Annotated in this window: 17 protein-coding genes; 8 read left to right on the forward strand and 9 right to left on the reverse strand. The window is 54.4% G+C overall.

Features of this window, described 5'->3' with window-relative positions; translation table 11 throughout:
• Positions 1–72 precede the first annotated feature (72 nt).
• The 6 genes from ACM67E_RS04535 to ACM67E_RS04560 all read left to right on the forward strand — a co-directional run bounded on the left by ACM67E_RS04535 (position 73) and on the right by ACM67E_RS04560 (position 7594).
• Positions 73–1143, forward strand: a complete 1071-nt coding sequence (locus ACM67E_RS04535; RefSeq protein ID WP_416192424.1) for an AI-2E family transporter — start codon at positions 73–75, stop codon at positions 1141–1143.
• Between the two features lie 113 nt (positions 1144–1256).
• Complete coding sequence (locus ACM67E_RS04540) at positions 1257–1973, forward strand: S-methyl-5'-thioinosine phosphorylase (protein WP_416192425.1); 717 nt, start codon at positions 1257–1259, stop codon at positions 1971–1973.
• A gap of 58 nt (positions 1974–2031) precedes the next feature.
• Positions 2032–2616, forward strand: coding sequence for a molybdopterin adenylyltransferase (mog, locus tag ACM67E_RS04545; RefSeq protein ID WP_416192426.1), 585 nt, complete (start codon positions 2032–2034; stop codon positions 2614–2616).
• 329 nt (positions 2617–2945) lie between these two features.
• Positions 2946–4856 (forward strand): alpha-amylase family protein, encoded by a 1911-nt coding sequence (locus ACM67E_RS04550; protein ID WP_416192427.1) that lies wholly within the window; start codon positions 2946–2948, stop codon positions 4854–4856.
• 107 nt (positions 4857–4963) lie between these two features.
• Positions 4964–6880, forward strand: coding sequence for an ATP-binding cassette domain-containing protein (locus ACM67E_RS04555; RefSeq protein WP_416192428.1), 1917 nt, complete (start codon positions 4964–4966; stop codon positions 6878–6880).
• A 168-nt stretch (positions 6881–7048) separates the two neighbouring features.
• The gene (locus ACM67E_RS04560) at positions 7049–7594 is read left to right on the forward strand and encodes a hypothetical protein (RefSeq protein WP_416192429.1); all 546 of its coding nucleotides are present in this window, start codon (positions 7049–7051) and stop codon (positions 7592–7594) included.
• 217 nt (positions 7595–7811) lie between these two features.
• On the opposite strand, the gene ACM67E_RS04565 is transcribed toward ACM67E_RS04560, so the two are convergent.
• From ACM67E_RS04565 to ACM67E_RS04600, 8 genes are all read right to left on the reverse strand, one after another.
• Entirely contained in the window at positions 7812–9818 is a 2007-nt protein-coding gene (locus ACM67E_RS04565; RefSeq protein WP_416192430.1) for a site-specific recombinase, read from the reverse strand.
• Between the two features lie 276 nt (positions 9819–10094).
• Complete coding sequence (gene trxB / locus ACM67E_RS04570) at positions 10095–11045, reverse strand: thioredoxin-disulfide reductase (protein ID WP_416192431.1); 951 nt, start codon at positions 11043–11045, stop codon at positions 10095–10097.
• Between the two features lie 186 nt (positions 11046–11231).
• Complete coding sequence (locus ACM67E_RS04575; RefSeq protein ID WP_416192432.1) at positions 11232–11813, reverse strand: hypothetical protein; 582 nt, start codon at positions 11811–11813, stop codon at positions 11232–11234.
• Positions 11814–11939: 126 nt separating this feature from the next.
• Positions 11940–12446 carry a hypothetical protein gene (locus ACM67E_RS04580; protein ID WP_416192433.1) on the reverse strand — a complete coding sequence of 169 codons (507 nt, stop codon included), beginning with the start codon at positions 12444–12446 and terminating at the stop codon, positions 11940–11942.
• 534 nt (positions 12447–12980) lie between these two features.
• Positions 12981–14771 (reverse strand): assimilatory sulfite reductase (NADPH) flavoprotein subunit, encoded by a 1791-nt coding sequence (locus ACM67E_RS04585; protein ID WP_416192434.1) that lies wholly within the window; start codon positions 14769–14771, stop codon positions 12981–12983.
• 542 nt (positions 14772–15313) lie between these two features.
• Positions 15314–16564, reverse strand: a complete 1251-nt coding sequence (glyA, locus tag ACM67E_RS04590) for a serine hydroxymethyltransferase (RefSeq protein ID WP_416192435.1) — start codon at positions 16562–16564, stop codon at positions 15314–15316.
• 237 nt (positions 16565–16801) lie between these two features.
• A complete protein-coding gene (locus ACM67E_RS04595; protein WP_416192436.1) occupies positions 16802–17161 on the reverse strand; it encodes a hypothetical protein in 360 nt (119 codons plus the stop codon).
• Positions 17154–17897 (reverse strand): NADPH-dependent oxidoreductase, encoded by a 744-nt coding sequence (locus ACM67E_RS04600; protein ID WP_416192437.1) that lies wholly within the window; start codon positions 17895–17897, stop codon positions 17154–17156. Before ACM67E_RS04600 ends, ACM67E_RS04595 begins: the two co-directional genes overlap by 8 nt.
• On the opposite strand from ACM67E_RS04600, the gene ACM67E_RS04605 reads away from it, so the two are divergent.
• Together ACM67E_RS04605 and ACM67E_RS04610 are read left to right on the forward strand one after the other, a co-directional pair.
• Positions 17896–18087 (forward strand): hypothetical protein, encoded by a 192-nt coding sequence (locus ACM67E_RS04605; RefSeq protein ID WP_416192438.1) that lies wholly within the window; start codon positions 17896–17898, stop codon positions 18085–18087. The genes ACM67E_RS04600 and ACM67E_RS04605 overlap by 2 nt on opposite strands.
• 43 nt (positions 18088–18130) lie before the next feature.
• Positions 18131–18349 carry a YdcH family protein gene (locus tag ACM67E_RS04610; RefSeq protein WP_416192439.1) on the forward strand — a complete coding sequence of 73 codons (219 nt, stop codon included), beginning with the start codon at positions 18131–18133 and terminating at the stop codon, positions 18347–18349.
• Positions 18350–18670: 321 nt separating this feature from the next.
• On the opposite strand, the gene cysI is transcribed toward ACM67E_RS04610, so the two are convergent.
• Positions 18671–20443 carry an assimilatory sulfite reductase (NADPH) hemoprotein subunit gene (gene cysI, locus ACM67E_RS04615; protein WP_416192440.1) on the reverse strand — a complete coding sequence of 591 codons (1773 nt, stop codon included), beginning with the start codon at positions 20441–20443 and terminating at the stop codon, positions 18671–18673.
• Positions 20444–20675: the final 232 nt, after the last annotated feature.

Below are 20675 nucleotides of genomic sequence, written 5' to 3' on the forward strand. Positions count from 1 at the left end.
TCTTTATTCTGCCTTCAGATGGCCTCTGCTATACTTTAGGCCGTCTGAAAATTTTTGAACGGGTCAAAACCGATGTATCAAAAGAAAAAGCGCGGTTACAAGCCGTGGATTGTGATGGCGGCCGTGTTGTGTTTTATGGTGTGGCTGTTTTATGCGCTGGGCAATATCCTTACGCCGTTTATTGTAGCGGCGGTGTTGGCCTATGTGCTCAATCCGCTTGTGGAATGGCTGCAGCGCAAACGTTTCAAACGCGGTATCGCCTCAATGATGGTGATGATTCTGGCTCTGCTGGTTTTGTTTGCCCTGCTGCTGATTATTGTGCCGATGCTGATTGCCCAGGTGGGTAATCTGATTGACCGGCTGCCGCAGATTGTGGACTTCCTGCAAAACGTGCTGCTGCCTTGGTTGAACCGGGTAGGCGGAGATTTTATCGACATCGATAATGAATCGATTGTGGCGTGGTTGCAGTCGCACATGGGTGAATTGAGCAATACGCTGAAAACCGTGATGTCGACTGTGATGAAGCAAAGCGGCAATGTGGTGGCCGGTTTGACGAACCTGATGCTGCTGCCGTTTTTGCTGTATTACTTCCTGCTCGACTGGAAACGCTGGTCTTACGGCATCAATGCGTTGGTTCCCCGCCGTTTTATTGATGGTTATACCCGTATTACCAGTAATATGGACCGTGTGCTGGGCGAGTTTTTACGCGGACAGTTGATGGTCATGCTGATTATGGGCTTGATTTACGGCATCGGCCTGATGCTGGTGGGCTTGGATTCGGGCTTCGCCATCGGTATGATTGCCGGCATTTTGGTGTTCGTACCTTATTTGGGCGCGTTTACCGGCCTGTTGCTGGCCACCATTGCCGCCGTGTTGCAGTTCCCTTCGTGGACGGGTGTTCTGATGGTGTGGGGCGTTTTCGGTATCGGCCAGTTTTTGGAGAGCTTTTTCATTACCCCGAAAATCGTCGGCGACCGCATCGGCCTGTCGCCTTTCTGGGTCATCTTCGCCTTGATGGCGTTCGGCCAGCTGATGGGTTTTGTCGGCATGTTAATCGGTTTGCCGCTGGCTGCCGTAACTTTGGTGCTGGTACGCGAAGGGGTGGCGGCTTACTTCGACAGCCGTTTCTACAAACATAAATGATGCACCGGAGCAGGCCGTCTGAAATGCAAACAACCGTTTTCAGACGGCCTTTTATTGCATTTTCAAACGATACCCGTTAAGCTGGAGCGGCTTAAAATCAAGAGGAGGACATCATGCTGGCAGTTATCGGCGGAAGCGGCTTTACCAAGCTGCCCCAATTGAGCATCACCGACCGGCGGATTGTGCGCACGCCTTACGGTTTGACCAGCAGCCCGTTGCTGTTCGGTAAGTTGGGCAGCCAGGACATCGTGTTTTTGGCGCGCCACGGTTTCGGTCACACCATCGCGCCGCACGAAATCAACTACCGCGCCAATATCTGGGCGCTGCATTCCATCGGTGCGGAAGACATTATTTCCGTGTCGTCCGTCATCAGCATCAACGAAGCCTTGGAAAGCGGCAGTTTGGTGATGCCGCATGATTTGATTGATTACACCCATGCGCGCGGCGCGACTTTTTTCGAAGGGCAGGAGAAACCGGTGGTGCATACCGATTTCAGTTCGCCCTATACCCAAAGCCTGCAGGCGAAACTGATTGCCCACGCGCAAGCCCACGATACGCCGGTTTACCGCAAAGCCGTATACGGCTGCCTGCAAGGCCCGCGCTGGCCGACGCGTGCCGAAATCAACCGCTACCGCCGGGACGGTGTGGATGTGTTGGGCATGACCGGTATGCCCGAAGCGATTCTGGCGCGTGAGTTGGAGATGAACTACGTGCATTTTTGCGGCATCATCGGCATGAGCTGCATCGGTGAGGGCGCAAGCCAGGACGGTTGCGTGATTGATTCGCATCAGTCCATCGAAAAAATCCGCCGCCTGCTGGTGGATTTGTAAAGTATTTTCAGGCCGTCTGAAAATTTTCAGACGGCCTGTCTTAAAAAGAAAGTGTAACATGACTGATTCAGCTTTAGCCGCCGTAACCATCGGTTTGGTTTCTACCAGCGACCGCGCCAGCAGCGGCGTGTATGCCGACGAAGGCATCCCCGCGTTGAAAAACTGGCTGCAAAGTGCCATGAAAAATCCCATCCGCTTTGTCGAGGCGCTGATTCCCGACGAGCAGGGCGAAATCGAAAATACCCTGAAAAAAATGGCCGATGAAGAGCAGTGCGACATCGTGTTCACCACCGGCGGCACCGGCCCGTCTCCGCGCGATGTGACGCCCGAAGCCACGCTCAAGGTGGTGGACAAAGAAATGCCGGGCTTCGGCGAGCAAATGCGCCAAATCAGCCTGTATTACGTGCCGACCGCCATTTTGTCGCGCCAAACCGCCGGTATCCGCGGCAAAACCTTAATCGTCAATCTTCCCGGCAGGCCGAAAGCCATTGCCGAAACGCTCGGCGGCGTGCGCGGCGGAAACGGAGAGATTAAAGTACACGGCTTATTCAGCGCGGTTCCGTATTGCGTCGATTTAATCGGCGGTGCGTTTATCGAAACCGACGAATCCGTCAGCAAAGCATTCCGACCGAAACAGAAATGAAACGGCAATGGCCGTCTGAAATATTTTTTCAGACGGCCATTGATTTATGTCAAACAATATGACGGCAAACCCGGCATGAAAAACGCTTTAAAATCCGCCGGTGTCCAAACCCGGACATCATGAAACCCAAGCGCATCACATCAAAACGGACATCATTGCGAAAGGCCGTCTGAAAACCGCTGCAAAACAGGAAAATGCCCCTGATAAAACACTCTAGGCACGGACAATGAGTTGAAGTATGATGCTTTTACAAAGCCATAAAAACCGGAAATTTTCCTGATAACTCAAGTCTTTTGATATTCTTACCAAAATCAATCGGAGTAGCCATCATGCTGACCCAAGCCCAACAGGTCGATTTGACCCTGCAACACCTCAAAGAACACGTTTTGGCGGATTACACCCCGCAAAAACGCGGCAGCATCAAAAATTCGGCAGACTGGAAGCAATTCAGCGAACGCCTGCAAGTCCATTTCCCGAAACTGATGTATGAATTGGATAATGTTTACGGCAGCAACGAAGCCGTTTTGCCCATGCTGGAGCAATTGATTACACAATCTTGGCAAAGCTATTCTCAACGCAGCAAACCGCTGAAGCAGACCGATGCCGCACGCGAAGCCGATCCCGATTGGATTCTGTCGAACAAGCAGGTCGGCGGCGTGTGTTACGTCGATTTGTTCGCCGGCGATTTGCAGGGTTTGAAAGCGAAAATCCCGTATTTCAAAGAACTCGGGCTGACTTATCTGCACCTGATGCCGCTGTTCAAATGTCCCGAAGGCAAGAGCGACGGCGGCTATGCCGTGAGCAGCTACCGCGATGTGAACCCGGCTTTGGGTACGATTGACGATTTGCGCGAAGTGATTGCCGCTCTGCACGAAGAGGGCATTTCCGTGGTGGTGGATTTCATTTTCAACCACACTTCCAACGAGCATCATTGGGCGGTGGAATGCGCAGCCGGCAATCCGCTGTTCGACAATTTCTACTATATTTTCCCCGACCGCTGGATGCCCGACCAATACGACCGTACCTTGCGTGAAATTTTCCCCGACCAGCATCCGGGCGGCTTCTCGCAACTTTCAGACGGCCGCTGGGTGTGGACAACCTTCAATTCCTTCCAATGGGATTTGAACTACAGCAATCCGTGGGTCTTTAACGCCATGGCCGGGGAAATGATGTTCCTGGCCAATTTGGGCGTGGACATCCTGCGCATGGACGCGGTGGCCTTTATTTGGAAACAGATGGGTACGACCTGCGAAAGCCTGCCGCAGGCGCACGCGCTGATCCGCGCGTTCAATGCCGTGATGCGCATCGCCGCGCCGGGCGTGTTCTTCAAATCCGAAGCCATCGTCCACCCTGACGAAGTGGTGCAGTATATCGGCCAAAACGAGTGCCAAATCGGTTACAACCCGTTGCAGATGGCTTTATTGTGGAACACCTTGGCCACGCGCGAAGTCAACCTGCTGCACCATGCGCTGACCTACCGCCACAACCTGCCCGAACATACCGCCTGGGTGAACTACGTGCGCAGCCATGACGACATCGGCTGGACCTTTGCCGACGAAGACGCCGGCCAATTCGGCATTTACGGCTACGACCACCGCCAGTTCCTCAACCGTTTCTTCGTCAACCATTACGACGGCAGCTTCGCCCGAGGCGAACCGTTCCAATACAACCCGACCACCGGCGACTGCCGCGTCAGCGGTACCGCGGCGGCTTTGGTCGGCTTGGCGCAAAACGACCCGTTCGCCGTCGACCGCCTGAAACTGCTGTATAGCATCGTGATGAGTACCGGCGGTCTGCCGCTGATTTACCTGGGCGACGAAGTCGGCACCTTGAACGACACGGATTGGGCGAACGACGAAAACAAACGCGACGACAGTCGCTGGGCGCACCGTCCGCGTTACAACGAAGAACTCTACAACCAACGCCACGACGCTTCGACCACCGCCGGCCAAATCTACCAAGGCCTGCGGCATATGATCGACATCCGTCAAAACAATCCGCGTTTCGACGGCGGCCGTCTGGTGACTTTCTACACCCACAACAAACACGTCATCGGCTACATCCGCAACAATGCGCTTTTGGCCTTTGCCAACTTCAGCGAATTCCCGCAAACCGTCGGTGCCCACGCCTTGCAGGCGATGCCGCATCAGGCGAAAGATTTAATCAGCGGCGAAACCGTCAAGCTGAATCAGGATGTGGAATTGCGTCCGTACCAAGTCATGTGGCTTGAAATCGCCTGATTTTTGAGTCCGAAAGGCCGTCTGAAAACTTTTTTCAGACGGCCTTTTTGTACGGTTTTCAGGTAAAATGCCGCCTTTGCCATCAGCCACCATTTCCCGAGTCTGCCATGATCGAATTAAAAAACCTTACCTTACAGCGCGGTCTGAAAGTGTTGCTGGATAAAGCCTGTGTCACCGTCAACCCCAATCAGCGCGTGGGCTTAATTGGGAAAAACGGCACGGGCAAATCCAGTCTGTTTGCGCTCTTAAAAGGCGAAATCGCGCCGGACGGCGGCGATGTGCTGATTCCGCGCACATGGAAGCTGGCGGCTGTGGCGCAGGAAACGCCGGCATTGGAAACGTCGGCAATCGATTATGTGTTGCAGGGCGATGCCGAACTGCAAATGTTTCAGACGGCCTTAAGCCAAGCCGAAGCGCAAAACGACGGTATGAAGCAGGCGGAGTATCATGCCAAATTGGAAGAAATCGATGCCTACACCGCGCCCGCGCGTGCGGCCAAATTGTTGAGCGGTTTGGGCTTTTCCCAAGAAGAACATGCCAAGCCGGTCAAAGCCTTTTCCGGCGGCTGGCGGATGCGGCTGAATCTGGCGCAGGCTTTGATGTGCCGCGCCGACTTGCTTTTGCTTGACGAGCCGACTAACCATTTGGATTTGGAAACCGTGTTGTGGCTGGAAAACCATCTCGCCAATCTGCCGTGTACGCAAATCATCATTTCGCACGACCGTGATTTTCTCAATGCCACCACCACGCAAACGGTTGAGTTGGCGAATCAGAAATTGACCCAATACGGCGGCAATTACGATTTCTACCAAAACGAGCGCGCCCGGCGTTTGGCGCAGCAGCAGGCCGCTTATGTGAAGCAGCAGACGCAGATCAAGCATCTGCAGTCGTTTATCGACCGCTTCAAAGCCAAGGCCACCAAAGCCACGCAGGCGCAAAGCCGCATGAAAGCTTTGGCAAAACTCGAGCGCATCGCCCCCGCGCATCTGGACAGCGAATTTGCGTTTGCATTCGAAAGTCCGGCGCATCTGCCCAATCCATTGTTGAAACTGGACAAAGCGGATTTGGGCTATGGCGGTAATGTGGTGCTGCACGATTTGAACCTGTCGCTGGAAAGCGGGGCGCGCTATGGCCTGCTGGGGGTGAACGGCAGCGGTAAATCCACGTTTATCAAGGCATTGGCGGGCGAACTGGATCTGCTTTCCGGCCAGATTGTGCGTTCGGACAAGCTCAATATCGGCTATTTTGCGCAACACCAGCTCGACACCTTGCGTGACGACCAAAGCCCGGTTTGGCATATCCAGCAGCTTTCGCCCGAAGTGCGCGAACAGGAAATCCGCAATTTTCTGGGCGGTTTCAACTTTGTCGGCGACATGGCTTTGCAGAAAATCGAGCCGTTTTCCGGCGGAGAAAAAGCGCGGTTGGCTTTGGCGATGATTGTGTGGCAGAAGCCGAACCTGCTTTTGCTTGACGAGCCGACCAACCATTTGGATTTGGACATGCGCCATGCTTTGACTTTGGCTTTGCAGAGTTTCCAAGGCGCATTGATTGTCGTGTCGCACGACCGAAGTTTGCTCGAAGCGACCACCGACGGTTTCTTATTAATCGACAAAGGCCGTCTGAAACCGTTTGACGGCGATTTGAACGATTACCGCCAATGGCGTTTGGCGCAGGAAAATGCCGCTGCCGCCCCTGCGGCATCCGTCCAGTCGCAAAACCGCAAAGACACCAAGCGCATCGAAGCGCAAATCCGTCAGGAAAAGGCCAAGCGCGGCAAACCGGTTCAGCAGAAAATCGATAAGGCGGAAAAGGAAATCGCCAAGCTGACCGAAATTCAGACGGCCTGTGAAGCATTTTTGGCACAAGAATCCGCGTATTCCGATGAAAACAAAACCAAATTGCAGGAAACACTCACGCAATTGGCTGAAACTAAAGTAAAATTAAACGAATTGGAAGAAAACTGGCTGCTCTGGCAGGAAGAGTTGGAAGAAATTCTGGCGCAGATTGATGCCGAGTTTGCCTGAACCGTTTGACAATATAATAAAAAGGCCGTCTGAAAAGTTGTTGCGCATATTTCCAAATGCGAAAAATGCGATACCGGCTTATCCGGCGGCTTTCAGCACATTGTCCCACTCACTTGAAACCAGCCGCCATGCCGTCTTAAAAAGACGGGACGGCGTATCAGAACAAACATGAAATACTTCGTTTTAAACACATTTGCCGCGGTTTTGACTGTCTCAGCCCTGACCGCAGAAGCCGGAAAAATCTATACTTGCGAAATCAACGGTACGGTCGTATATACCTCGCGGCCGTCGGGTGCCTGCAACGCGCCCGAACTGCCGCCGATAGGCCGCTACAGCAGCGCCCGTTACGATGCGCCCGAATTGGCCGCCGAGCCGCAGTCGCAACGCAAGGAAACCAAAACGGCAGTCAAACGCAGTCCTGCCAAAGCGAAAGCCAAAGCCAAAGCACCTGTTGCGCCCATCCGCCCGACGGCATCTGCCGCCGCACCTGCGCCCGCCCCGAAACCTGCCGCCGCCAACAGCCGACGGGCCATTTTGGAAACCGAATTGAGCAACGAGCGCAAGGCTTTGTCGGAAGCGCAAAAATCTCTCGCGCAGGCGCGTGCGGTCAAAGGCGGCACCATCGACCGCCAGCAAATCAAAAATCTGGAAGGCTCGGTGCTCGACCGCCAGCAAAACATCCAAGCCTTGCAGCGCGAATTGGGACGGATGTAAGGTCTCGACAGCCGCCATTTGAATGGGCTTGGGTCTTGCAAAATTTCTTTCTCCGCTTCTTTCCCGCAGGGAAAAGGGCTGCCGCCGGAATGTTCCGATGATGCCGTGTTTATCCGCCCAAAAGTGAAAACGGCACTTTGAAAAGGTTTGGTATAAAAGGCCGTCTGAAAGCAATGCACTTTCAGACGGCCTTTTTTCTTGCCTGATTTTTCGGGCATCAGTTTGGTTTGTCGCCGCCGCCGTCTTTGCCGTTGCCGGACATCTGCACCGGATAGACCAATTGCAGCGGATTGGTTTTGACTTGCGCCCACACGTTTTTCATGAGGTTCGGAATGCTGCCGATTTCCGTTCCGCGTGAACGTAGGGCGACATACAAAGCCAGGACAAAGCTGACGATCAGGTTCACGCTGCCGATGGCCAACACGCCGATCATGCCGTAGATAAAGGCTGTGGGGCCGATGTCGCCGCTGACTGCCGCATAGCCCAAGTTGGCGGAAGAGAAAGCCACGTGGCGGATGTCGAGCGGCAGGTTGAAAAGATGGCCGAAGAATCCGGTCATGCCCAAAAGCATACCGAAGATAAAATTTCCCATCAGCGAACCGTAATGATTGTGCATGTATCCGGCAAAACGCGTGCGCAAGGCCGTCGGCATGATTCTGCGCAGAAAAGGATTGACGGTGAGGCGGTTGCGCAAATCAAGATAATCTGAGCGGTTGTCGAAAAAGCCGGCGATGATGCCGGAGCAAAACAGCCACACGCCGGCAATCGCGGCGTACCAAAGCGTCGGCTGGGTAAAAATATCGATGGATTTCAGTTGGTAAGCCACGTTGTCGGGGGAGAGCAAAGGCTGTTGCTTACTGCTCATAAACACCGCCGAAATCACGCCTGCCAGTAAAACCGCCACCACCACGTTGCCGAACACCGCCACGCTTTGCGAACGGCACACGTCAATCAAGAGCTTGGCGAGTTTGTTGTCCACCGCGCGGCCGCGCTCGTTCAAATCGACTTTTTCGGCGAAACGGGCGGCCGTCATTGCCGGCTGCTTGGTCGCGACGGTGAAGTGCAGCATGTGGATAATCATGAAACCGATGCCGTAATTCAGGCCGGATAGGACGGATGTTAAAAATTCGCCGTGGCCCAATGAACCGATATGGATTTTGTTCAATGCCATCAAAGCAATCAGCACGCCGCCGCCGGCTGCGGAATAAAACATACCGACATATTCCTTACGGTCGCGGGTAATGTAGTGTTCGCCGTGGTTGCTGGTGTTTTCCGTGATGCTGCGCGCGAGCATGCGGATGCTGCTGCGGCGCAGTTCGCGCGTGCTGTATTGGCCGACGGCGGCATTGGTCAGGTAATTCATCAAGACGATGGTCAGCCGCATACGCTGGTGCGGCTGGGTTTGGATGTCGGTTAACAGTTTCAGACGGCCTAGGGTCTGCTGCAGGCGTTCCAACAAATGCGCCACTTTTATCGACGAACCCGAGCCTGCGCCGGTACCGCGCCGTGCCAGATAGTCCATCTGCGTGCGGCATTGGTCGAACATCACTTCCAAGTGTGCGGTGTCGTAAGGTGTGGTTTCGTGGCGGTAATGCTCGATCAGCTTGGCCATTTCGCGCTGGAGGGCGACAAACGACGAATCGGAATGCAGCAGTCGCGGCGCGATGCGCACCAGTTCAGGTTCGATGGCTTCGGACGCAATCCACAGCGAGAGCATTTCCATCGAGCGCAAGAGCGAATCGGTCAGTTTGCGTCGGACGGCTTGCAGCAAAACCGGGTCGGCATGTTCTTCCACCACTTCGTATAAAGCCAGCCATTGGCGCAGGCTGAGGGTTTGCAGCCACTTTTCATCGTTCCGGGTGTGGAACAGATAAAGGAAAACTTCCAGTAAGTTATTGAAATCTTTATAGGAAGGGCTGAAGCGTTCGTACAGGCGGCTGCTGATTTCACGGATAAAGCTGTCGCGCGAGAACAGGCCGAGTTTGATGAGGGCGGGGTAAACGTGTACTTTTTCCAGCCAGCTGTAAAACCGCTGGCTGAATTTTCGGGCTAAGTCGGGATTTTGTTTGAGCGTGGTAATGAGCGAATCCAGCCGCAATGAAGCATATTTTTTGCCGCCGCTGCGTAAAAATCGGATAAGGGCATTGAGCACCGAGACGAACTCTTTGTCTTCGAGTGCTTCGTTGAGCTGTACGCTCAGGTTTTGTGTGGTGAATTTTTTCATTGGGATATTATTCCACAAAAAATATTGACCCGCCCGATTATGTGTTCATCATTGCGTGGGCAGACAGCGGTTCGTGATCGGGCGGAGGCGGATTAAAACACGATGCTGATTATAACCGCATTTTGTTGCCCGACAGATATTGCGCCGGATTTGGTTTCAGACGGCCTCGGACTATTTTGAAAGGGTGTAGCCGACAACAGCAGGGAAATGGGACGGATAGCAGCTGAAAAGGTGTGAGGCCGTCTGAAAATATTCAGACGGCCCGGGCAGAAGAGATTAAAGGCTTTGGCTGTCCAACCAGCGTTCCGCATCCAAAGCTGCCTGGCAGCCCGAAGCCGCGCTAGTGATGGCTTGGCGGTAGGTATGGTCTTTCACGTCGCCGGCCGCCCAAACGCCTTCGATGTTGGTCGCGCCGACGTTGTCGCCGCTGCCGCCTTTGGTTTTCAGGTAGCCGGTGGCATCCATATCCAATTGGCCTTTGAAAATGTCGGTGTTCGGCTTGTGGCCGATGGCGATGAACACGCCTTTGACGGCGATGTCTTCGGTTGTGCCGTCGTTGTGTTTCAAACGCGCACCGGTGACACCCGTATCGTCACCCAACACTTCGTCCAAGTTGGCATTGAGTTTCAGAATGATTTTGCCTTCTTCCACGCGTTTCATCAGCTTGTCGATCATGATTTTTTCGGCGCGGAACGTATCGCGGCGGTGAATCAGGGTAACGGTTTGGGCGATGTTGGCCAAGTAAAGAGCCTCTTCGACTGCGGTATTGCCGCCGCCGACCACGGCCACGTCTTGATTGCGGTAGAAGAAACCGTCGCAGGTGGCGCAGGCGGAAACGCCTTTTCCGGCAAAAGTCTCTTCGCTCGGCAGGCCCAAGTATTTGGCGGATGCGCCGGTGGCGACAATCAGCGCGTCGCAAGTGTATTCGCCCATGTCGCCTTTGAGTGTGAACGGACGGTTCTGCAAATCGACGGTGTGGATTTGGTCGAAAATCATTTCCGTGCCGAAGCGTTCGGCATGGGCTTGGAAACGTGCCATCAGCTCGGGGCCTTGAACGCCTTGGGCATCGGCCGGCCAGTTGTCCACTTCGGTCGTCGTCATCAGCTGGCCGCCTTGCTCGACACCGGTAATGATCACCGGATTCAGATTGGCGCGCGCGGCATAAACGGCGGCGGTGTAACCGGCGGGGCCGGAACCCAAGATAATCAGTTTGTGATGGTTGCTCATGATGTTTCCTCAATCAATAAATTTTCAGACGGCCTATTGTACTGAAAAGGCGGTCGGTTTGGAATAAATGGTTTGGGCGGTATGAACCGCTTTAAAATATATACATTCAATCCAATTTCAAGTGTCGATATATTTTAAAAATAAACAAGGCCGTCTGAATATTCAGACGGCCTGTTGCCTGTTTGATTAACGGCGGCGGCCGAAACCTCGGCGGGCAGGTGCGGCGCGGCGGGTATTGGACGGCGCGGCTTGCGTCTGGCGGTAGTTGGGCGTGGCGGCGGCACGGTTTTGCGCCGGTACGGAACGCGTGTTCAGTTGCTGGCTGGTACGTGTGTTCGGACGCGCGCTTTGGTAATAACTGTTGCGCGCACGTTGGGCGACGGGGCTGTTTTGGTTGCTGGCTTTGGTGAACTTGTTGGCCAAAGCGTTGCCGATAAACGCACCGGCGGCTGCACCAATCAGGCTTTGCAGCAGCCAGCTGCCGGTGGATTGGTCGTAAATATATTGTTGGCCGTCGGTGCCGGTAACCGGCTGGCCGTTGCCGTTGTTGGCCAAGGCTTCGGCAGGAATGGTTTCTTTGACGGCGTTTTCGGCCAGTTGGTAAACGGTGTTGTCTTCTTGTGAGGCGGCTTGGTTGGTCTGTTGGCTCAGCTGCTGCTGCAATGCTTCGATTTGTTTTTGCTGCTCTTCCAATTTGGCTTGGGTTTCGTCTTTGCAGGCGGCTAAGGCGAAAGTCGATAATACGGCTAAGGCAATAAGTTTTTTCATCGTCGGTTCCATGATAAAGATGGTTTGTTTGATGTCTGAGCCGATTCGTTCGGCAAAACCCGTCAGGCGGATTATGAGCCGTAATATAAGGTAAATTCGGGATTTATCAAGTTTTGCTGCGGATTTTTACAAAGGCAGACGGGGCAGTTTGGCGGCAAAAGCCAAAGTATTGGCGATGATGCTGCCTTTGCTTTCCATCTCGTGTTCGGTTTCGATGATGAGCAGGTTGGCCGGACGGTTGGGGTGGAGCGACATCTGCATATCGGCCGGGGCAAAAGGCAGCTTGTGTTTCCGGGCGAATGCCTGTGCACGTTGGTTGGCGGTTTTGAGCATGGGGGTCAGCGTGATGTCGAGGTGGAAGCGGCGCACGCCCAAAACCAAAATGCGGGCGGCGAAGAAATCGGCTTCTTCGGTGAAGACGGCAGGACTGGCTTGGTCGAACCGATGGCGTTCGGCAGCGATTAAGGTGGAGACTGTGCGGATAGCCGGCAGCATGGCTTCGCTGATTAAGTTTTCCGAAGCGTCAGGTAATGTGCCGTCGCACAAGTCGGTGCGGTGGGCATTGCCGTCGACAATCATGCGGCAGCGGTGTAAAGGGGTGGTTTCGAAAGCGGTGTGTACGGCGGGTTTCATGAGGTTGCTCCTTAAGGAAAGTCGGGAAATTTTCTTTTCAGGGCGGCAACTGTCGGGTCTGAATCCGGGATACAAAAAAAGCCGCCCGATTTGTGGCGGCATGTTTCGCGTTTGCTTATTACTCTGCTTCAGACAAGCGCAAAAAAGTACCGCACGTTTGTGTGGTACCAATAATAATAAGCAACTGAGCGGATTCGGTTTTGCATGATGGAAAGGTCTGAATCAATAAATAAATGACTGGGCACAGTTTAAAACAAAAAGTCGAGTAATTTCAATATCCAATTCACAAATGCGATTAACATTTGTATAAGTTGTTGTAATCCTTCCAATTTATTTTGCCTTGTCGGTTGTCCTTCTGCCATTATACTGGATTTTTTGCGGGAAACCCCACCAAGGCCGTCTGAAAAAAAGGCCGTCTGAAACTTTTTAGCGAAACTCACTGCGCTCGTTTTAGCGAAACTCACTACGTTCGTTTTAGCGAAACTCACTGCGTTCGTTTTCAGACGGCCCAAGCTACTTCAAGGCGGAGGAAAATCAGTACACGTCGCGCTGGTAGCGTTTGTCTTCGCGTAACCCGTTGAGATAGTCTTCGGCATCGTCGCGGCTCAATCCGCCTTGTCCGGCAATGACGGTCAGCAGGGCTTCTTCCACGTCGCGCGCCATGCGGGTTGCGTCGCCGCATACATATACATGCGCGCCTTCCTGCAGCCATGCCCACACTTCGGCGGCGTTTTCGACGATTTTGTGTTGCACATACACTTTTTCTTTTCCTTGGCGGCTCCATGCCAAATCCGCACGGGTCAGCAGACCGTCTTTGCGGAACTGCTGCCATTCGATTTGATACAGGAAATCGTCGGAGAAACGCTGGTTGCCGAAAAAGAGCCAGTTTTTGCCGTTGTCGCCGTTGGCTTCGCGCTGCTGCATAAACGCGCGGAACGGGGCGACGCCGGTGCCTGCGCCGATCATGATAATCGGGGTGTCGCCGTTTTCAGGCAGACGGAAATGCGGATTGGGTTCGACGAATACGTTCACTTCGCCGCCTTCTTCCAAACGTTCGCCGACAAAGCCCGAAGCCGCACCGGTGTAGGTTTGGCCGTGGTGGTCGAAACGCACTACGCCGACGGTAAGGTGCACTTCTTCGCCGACTTCGTCCTGCGCCGAAGCGATGGAATACAGGCGCGGCGTTTGCGGGCGGAACAGGCCGAGCAGGGTCTGCGCGTTCAAAGCTTGCGGGTAGGTTGCCAATACGCCCGCCGGCGGCGTGATGGCCAGATAGGCATCGAGTTTGTCGCGGTCGGAGACAATTTCGCGCAATTCGGCATGGTCGGTCAGTTCGGCATACTGCTGCAAAAAGGCCGGCGTGTTTTGCGTGATGTCGGCGTATTCGGTCAAGGCCGTCTGAATGTCGGTTTCTTTGCCGTCGGCGAGTTTAACCGTTTCGGAGCCGCTCAATCGGGCAAGGTTGAGGATTTCCTGCACGGTATCCGGCGCGTTCAGCGGCCAAACGCCCAATGCGTCGCCGGCTTGGTACCGGATACCCGAGCCGCTCAAATCGATTTCGATGTGTTCCACGTCTTTTTCGGCTGCGCGCGCGGTGATTTTTTGGCGCACGGACAAAGTGGCGGTATAAGGCTGTTCTTTGGTGTAAACCGCGCCGCCGACGGCTGTCGGGTTTGAAGGTGTTGCCGCGGCAGATGCGGCGGTGCGGGCAGACAATTCGGCCACTTTGGGAACGACTGCATCGATCCAAGCATCCGCAGCTGCTTGGAAATCCAAGTCGCACATGCCCAAATCAACCAAACGGCTGCCGCCCAAGTCGGCGAATTTGCCGTCAAAATCTTTACCGGCTTGGCAGAAATTCGGATAGGAAGAGTCGCCCAAGCCTAAAACGGCAAAAGTCAGTTTGCCCAAATCAGGCGATTTTTTGCCGAACACGAATTTATATAGAGGCACGGCTTCCTCGGGTGGCTCGCCTTCGCCTTGGGTGGACGTGACCAGCAGCAGGATGTCTTCTTCGGGCAGCGATTTGCTTTTGAAATCGGCTGCACCGACAAGGCGTGCCTCTACGCCTGCGGCGGTCAGTTTCTGATGCAGGGTTTCGGCCACGCGGCGCGCATTGCCGGTTTGGGAGGCGGATAATACGGTGACGCGGCGGGTCAGGGCAGGTGCGGCGGATTCGGCAGCAAATGCAGCCGGCACCGCGGCACCGCTTGCCACGCCTTGGCTTTGCGCCCAACAATAGCCCGACAACCAAGCCAGCTGGGTAGGGGATAAGGCGGATAATTGTGCCGAAATTTCGGCGGGTAACGGATTGGCTTGGTTCATGGAGATTCCTTTGTCGAAGCAGCTTGGGTGCGGGACGGAGTATCCGTCAGCAACGGCTGTCGTCGTTTATTCTGGTTTGGCGGCTGAACAGGCTCGGCGTGAAAAGTCGGTATGGCAAGGCAAACCGGAAAGTGCGTGGTCTTGACCAAAGCCGTGTCAGCAATAAAGTAGCGTTACTTTAGCGAGGCCGTCTGAAAAAGGGAAAGAATGGTTGGTTTTAATTTAATGCGTTTTCGTTATAAGTTTTCAGACGGCATAAGGACGGCAGGCCGTCTGAAAAGTAACTTTGCGGAATTTGCACGATTCGGGTCGGGGCAAGGTTATTGCGGGCAGTATAGTGAACTAAAATACTGCAAATACAAGGCGGTAGAACCAAGGCGGTACGAGCCTCAGCCGACGAAGCAGATTGGTTCGCTATTATCATAAAGTAAGGTTTTAACAGGATTCCGTTAAAGCGAAAGGCCGTCTGAAAGATTCAGACGGCCTTTGTTGCGGTTGCGTTTTCAGACGGCCTTTGGAAAGACAAGGCCGTCTGAAAACCATCAATTACCGTAAACCGGATATTTGTTGCACAACGCAGTTACCTGTTCGCGCACTTTGGCCAAGTTGGCTTCGTCTTCAGGATTGGCCAAGACATCGGCTACCAAGTTGGCCAAAACGCGGGCGTCGGCTTCGTTGAAACCGCGTGTGGTCATGGCGGCGGAGCCGATGCGGATGCCTGAAGTAACGAACGGTTTTTCAGGGTCGTTCGGAATGGCGTTTTTGTTGACGGTAATGTGCGCGTTGCCCAGGGCGGCTTCGGCGGCTTTTCCGGTGATTTTCATCGGTTGCAGGTCAACCAGGAAAACGTGGCTTTCGGTACGGCCGGAAACGATGCGCAAACCGCGTTTCACCAATTCTTCGGCCATCGCTGCGGCGTTGATTTTCACCTGTTTGGCGTATTGTTTGAACTCGGGTTCGAGTGCTTCTTTGAAGGCTACGGCTTTGGCGGCGATGACGTGCATCAGCGGGCCGCCTTGCAGGCTCGGGAAAATGGCCGAGTTCAGGGTTTTTTCGTGGGTGTTGTCGCGGCACAGAATCACGCCGCCGCGGGGGCCGCGCAGGGTTTTGTGGGTGGTGGTGGTCACAAAGTCGGCAAAGGGAACGGGGTTCGGATATTCGCCGCCTGCCACCAAGCCTGCGTAGTGCGCCATGTCCACGAACAGATATGCGCCCACTTTGTCGGCGATTTCGCGGAAGCGCGCCCAATCGATTTCCAGCGCGTAGGCGGATGCGCCGGCCACAATCATTTTCGGCTTGTATTCCAGAGCCAAGCGTTCCACTTCGGCGTAATCCAACACTTCGTTTTCGTCCAGGCCGTAGGTAACGGCGTTGTACAGTTTGCCGGAGATGTTCACGCTTGCGCCGTGGGTCAGGTGGCCGCCGTGTGCCAGACTCATGCCCAAAATGGTGTCGCCCGGCTGCAAAACGGAAGCGTAAACGGCTTGGTTGGCCTGCGAGCCGGAGTGCGGCTGCACGTTGGCGTATTCCGCGCCGAACAGTTTTTTCACGCGGTCGATGGCGAGCTGTTCGGCCACATCGACGTGTTCGCAGCCGCCGTAGTAGCGTTTGGCGGGATAGCCTTCGGCGTATTTGTTGGTCAGTTGCGAGCCTTGGGCTTCCATCACGGCGCAGCTGACGTAGTTTTCGGAGGCAATCAGCTCAACGTGGTCTTGTTGTCGCTGTACTTCCAAATCCATGGCGGCGGCCAATTCAGGGTCGAATTTTGCGAGGGTCACGCTTTTTGAAAACATGGGTTTATCCTTATGTGGTGGAATGGTGGGAGAAGATGAATGTTGCAGACAAATAAGTTGGACAATGTATCAAATTGGCCGGAATTGTCAACAATTTTAATGCATTATTCGGAAATTATCACAGAATCGGCAAACAACGGATACAGGCCGGCCTGCCGCGGACGGGCGGCCGGGCGAAGCGGGGCGGTGACGGCTTATCTTTCAGTGGTTTGTCAGATTTATCAGGCCGTCTGAAACTCAGCGGTCAAAGAGGTCTTCCTGCTTTAAATAAAAGTCGATTTTGCCGATGAGCTGTTCCAAATCGTATTCGGCCTGCGCCGCCCGCAGATTTTTCGCCAAATCTTCCAACGCCAGCATGTGCAGGCGTTTTTCTTCCAGACGGCGGGTTTCTTCGCCGAATACTTTGACGTTGTCGGGCAACTCAAAAGCCACATCATTTCCGCCAACGGCATAGAAGGCTTCGTCGTAAACGACAAATCCGCCGTCCGTTTCCGGCGTCCGGTCGTAATCGGCATCGTTGACCGGCATCCAGTAGGCGCGGTCGGCAAGCAGCACGAACCGGCCTTCTGTGCCGAAAACAGCCCGGACTTTAGTCATGCCGGCCGCCGCCCAACCAGCCCTGCTCGAAGATGAGCGGTTCGTTTTTCGGCTCGGTACTGCTGTAATAGCGGGCGAACTTTTCGCGGTAAGGCAGTTTTTCGCGCGCTTCGCCGAATTCGGTCATGGTGTGTTCGTAGGCGGCGAGGCCGTCTGAAAGCGTTTGGTCGTCGGGGTAGCGGTTTTCGGCATAAATGGTATTTTGCGGCAGGCGCGGTTTGACGCGCATTTCGATGTCCGGCGTGCCGATGCACAGGCCGAACAATGGGAAAGTGTTTTTCGGCAGATTCAATAATTCGATGATGTGCGCGGCAATCATGCGGATGCCGCCGATGTAGCAGGTGCCGTAACCCAGGCTTTCGGCGGCGATAACGGCATTTTGCGCGGCCAGCGAGGCATCGGTGACGGCGGTAATCAGGCTGTCGGAATGGCCGGCGGCTGAAAAAGTGCCGTCACAGGCTTGCGAACACAGTGCACTGCGGTGCAAATCAGCGATAAAAATCAGGAAAGTGCTGCACGAGGCCACTTGCGGATTGGCCGGCTGCAATACGGCGATTCGGCTGCGCAAGCCGGGGTCGGTAATGTTGATGATGGTGTAGTGTTGCCCGTTCATCCAAGAAGCCGCTTGGCGCGCGCAATCGACGATGGTCTGCACGTCTTCCTGCGGCATGGCGATACTGTCTTTGAAATGGCGGAATGCACGGTGGTTTTTCATGGTTTCGATGGCGTTATTCATGGCTTTATCCTTGCGGTCGGGTGTTTCGGATGATTGTAAGGCGGTGTTTTTCCCGCGTCCAGGGGCGGAAAATCCTCTTGGAAAAGATGTGCGGATGATGTTTGATTTAAAGCAGATTCCGATGGGAAAAAAGCTGGCTAAAAATACGGCCTTTGCTATAATGGAGTCAAGAAACCGACACGATGTCTGAATGTGTTATTTTTACTTTAATCCGACAAGAGAGGAAAACTGTTATGTTCCCAGAATACCGCGAATTGATTTCTAAATTAAAACAAGAAGACGCACACTTCGCCCGTCTGTTTGACGAGCACAACGAATTGGACGATAAAATCACCGGTTTGGTCAATAATCCTGTGACCGCCGGTTCGGACGAGATTGAGGAACTGAAAAAACAGAAACTGGCTTTGAAAGACCGATTGTACGAAATCCTGCTGAAAGCCGATAAAGCTTAAGATTCGGATAAAAAGGCCGTCTGAAATTTCAGACGGCCTTTGACATGGAATCTTTGTTTGGGAAAAGGTGCGGTTTGAGATTTATGTTTGAAACCGCATCGGACAAGGCGACAGCGACCGCCGTGTACACCCGGTCATCAGGAGCCGGCAACGCTGTATGGTTTTTATTTCAAACGGCCATAAAACCATAAAGGTTCTGCATGGTTTCAGGATGTTTAAAGCCTCTGCCTGCCTGTTCATGAACACGCAACAGCCGTTAAAAAGGCCGTCTGAAATTTCAGACGGCCTTTGCCGCTCCTTCTCCTTATTGTCCGTTTCAGGCTAAGCCTGTGCCGCCCAGAAATCGCGCGGTGCGTCGAGTACGGGTTTCACGATGCCCGTGCGCACGGCGAAGTCGCCGAATCCTTCGTTGTTCAGACGGCCTGATGCCCATGCGCTGACCCAGCCGTCGATGATTTCGAGAATTTCGGGTTCAGTGATGTTTTCTTTAAACAGGCGCGGGATACGCGTGCCTTCGCGGTTGCCGCCGGTGTAGAGGTTGTAGCGGCCTACCGCTTTGCCGACCAAACCGATTTCGGCGAGCATGGCGCGGCCGCAGCCGTTGGGGCAGCCGGTGATGCGCAAAACAATGTGTTCTTGCGATAAGTTATGGCGGGCAAGAATCTCGTCGATTTTGTCGGAGAAGCCGGGCAGGAAGCGTTCGGCTTCGGCCATGGCCAGCGGGCAGGTGGGCAGGGAGACGCAGGCCATGCTGTTTTCGCGCTGCGGGGTAACGCTGTCGCTGATGAGGCCGTGTTCGCGGGCGATTTTTTCGATGGCGTCTTTTTCAGACGGCCTGACATTGGCCACAATCAGGTTTTGGTTGGCGGTGAGACGGAAGTCGCCTGTGTGGATTTTGGCGATTTCGCGCATGCCGGTTTTCAGCGGGCGGCCGGGGTAGTCGAGCAGGCGGCCGTTTTCGATGAACAGGGTCAGATGCCAGTTGCCTTCTTCGCCCTGTACCCAGCCGATGCGGTCGCCGCGCGAGGTGAATTCGTAGGGGCGCAGCGGCTCAAATTTCGCGCCCATGCGGTTTTCCACTTCTTCGATAAAGGTCTGCACGCCGACGCGCTCAAGCGTGTAGCGGGTTTTGGCGTTTTTGCGGTCGCTGCGGTTGCCCCAGTCGCGCTGCACGGAAACCACGGCGGCGGCGCAGTCCAATACTTTGTCCAAGCCGATGAAGCCGAATTCGCGGGCGGTGTTGGGGTAGGTTTTGGTGTTGCCGTGTTCCATCGACAGGCCGCCGCCGACCAAAACATTGAAGCCGGTAAGTTTGCCGTTTTCGCCGATGGCGACGAAGTTCAAATCGTTGGCGTGCAGATCGACATCGTTGTGCGGCGGGATGACGACGGTGGTTTTGAACTTGCGCGGCAGGTAGTTTTTACCGAGCACGGGTTCGGTGGCGTCGCCGCTTTTCACGGCATCGGCCAGCGGCGCGCTGACCAAGTCTTCGGTGGAGTGCAGTTTTTCGCCGTCGAGCCAGATTTCGGCGTAGGCGCGGGTTTTCGGCAGCAGGTGTTCGCTGATTTTTTTCGCCCATTCGTAGGCTTCTTTGTGCAGGCCGCTTTCGACGGGATTGCTGGTGCACAATACGTTGCGGTTTACGTCGCCAGCGGTGGCGATGGAGTCCAAGCCCAATTCGTTGAGCCATTGGTGCATCGGTTTGATGTTGTCTTTCAACACGCCGTGGAACTGGAAGGTTTGGCGGTTGGTCAGGCGGATGGAGCCGTAAAGCGTGCTTTCGCCGGCGAATTTGTCGATGCCCAGCCATTGTTCGGGCTTGATGATGCCGCCGGGCAGACGGCAGCGCAGCATCACGTTTTTCAGCGGCTCGAGTTTCTGTTCGACGCGTTCGGCGCGGATGTCGCGGTCGTCCTGCTCGTACATGCCGTGGAAGCGGATGAGCTGAAAGTTGTCGCCGTTGAAGCCGCCGGTGAGGCCGTCTGAAAGGTCGTCGGCGATGGTGCCGCGCAAGTGTTCGCTCTGGCCTTTCAAGCGTTCGTTGTCGGCTAAGGGGGCATCGGGTAATTTGGCGCGGGGGTCGGTGGCGGTCATGGTGGCTCCTGTACTTATTGTAGTCTGTCCGCTACTTTACCGAGGCCGTCTGAAAATGGGAAAGAATGGTTGGTTGTATGGAAAGATGATTTTGTTATATTGCGGTAAATTTTGCCGCATGGCTTGAGGCCGTCTGAAAACAATCTGGACTGCTCGGCTTCACGGCACCGGTTTCGAGGGTTTTCATGGGTTTCAGACGGCCTTCGCAATAAAAAAAGCACCTGAACCCAGG

The organism is Neisseria sp. CCUG12390, from assembly GCF_047837985.1.
Lineage (GTDB): Bacteria > Pseudomonadota > Gammaproteobacteria > Burkholderiales > Neisseriaceae > Neisseria.

Excerpts from the sequence above, each read along its gene's own strand:
- ACM67E_RS04535 (WP_416192424.1), top strand. The coding sequence starts at position 73 with ATGTATCAAAAGAAAAAGCGCGGTTACAAGCCGTGGATTGTGATGGCG.
- ACM67E_RS04540 (WP_416192425.1), top strand. The coding sequence starts at position 1,257 with ATGCTGGCAGTTATCGGCGGAAGCGGCTTTACCAAGCTGCCCCAATTG.
- mog (WP_416192426.1), top strand. The coding sequence starts at position 2,032 with ATGACTGATTCAGCTTTAGCCGCCGTAACCATCGGTTTGGTTTCTACC.
- ACM67E_RS04550 (WP_416192427.1), top strand. The coding sequence starts at position 2,946 with ATGCTGACCCAAGCCCAACAGGTCGATTTGACCCTGCAACACCTCAAA.
- ACM67E_RS04555 (WP_416192428.1), top strand. The coding sequence starts at position 4,964 with ATGATCGAATTAAAAAACCTTACCTTACAGCGCGGTCTGAAAGTGTTG.
- ACM67E_RS04560 (WP_416192429.1), top strand. The coding sequence starts at position 7,049 with ATGAAATACTTCGTTTTAAACACATTTGCCGCGGTTTTGACTGTCTCA.
- ACM67E_RS04565 (WP_416192430.1), bottom strand. The coding sequence starts at position 9,818 with ATGAAAAAATTCACCACACAAAACCTGAGCGTACAGCTCAACGAAGCA.
- trxB (WP_416192431.1), bottom strand. The coding sequence starts at position 11,045 with ATGAGCAACCATCACAAACTGATTATCTTGGGTTCCGGCCCCGCCGGT.
- ACM67E_RS04575 (WP_416192432.1), bottom strand. The coding sequence starts at position 11,813 with ATGAAAAAACTTATTGCCTTAGCCGTATTATCGACTTTCGCCTTAGCC.
- ACM67E_RS04580 (WP_416192433.1), bottom strand. The coding sequence starts at position 12,446 with ATGAAACCCGCCGTACACACCGCTTTCGAAACCACCCCTTTACACCGC.
- ACM67E_RS04585 (WP_416192434.1), bottom strand. The coding sequence starts at position 14,771 with ATGAACCAAGCCAATCCGTTACCCGCCGAAATTTCGGCACAATTATCC.
- glyA (WP_416192435.1), bottom strand. The coding sequence starts at position 16,564 with ATGTTTTCAAAAAGCGTGACCCTCGCAAAATTCGACCCTGAATTGGCC.
- ACM67E_RS04595 (WP_416192436.1), bottom strand. The coding sequence starts at position 17,161 with ATGACTAAAGTCCGGGCTGTTTTCGGCACAGAAGGCCGGTTCGTGCTG.
- ACM67E_RS04605 (WP_416192438.1), top strand. The coding sequence starts at position 17,896 with ATGGCTTTATCCTTGCGGTCGGGTGTTTCGGATGATTGTAAGGCGGTG.
- ACM67E_RS04600 (WP_416192437.1), bottom strand. The coding sequence starts at position 17,897 with ATGAATAACGCCATCGAAACCATGAAAAACCACCGTGCATTCCGCCAT.
- ACM67E_RS04610 (WP_416192439.1), top strand. The coding sequence starts at position 18,131 with ATGTTCCCAGAATACCGCGAATTGATTTCTAAATTAAAACAAGAAGAC.
- cysI (WP_416192440.1), bottom strand. The coding sequence starts at position 20,443 with ATGACCGCCACCGACCCCCGCGCCAAATTACCCGATGCCCCCTTAGCC.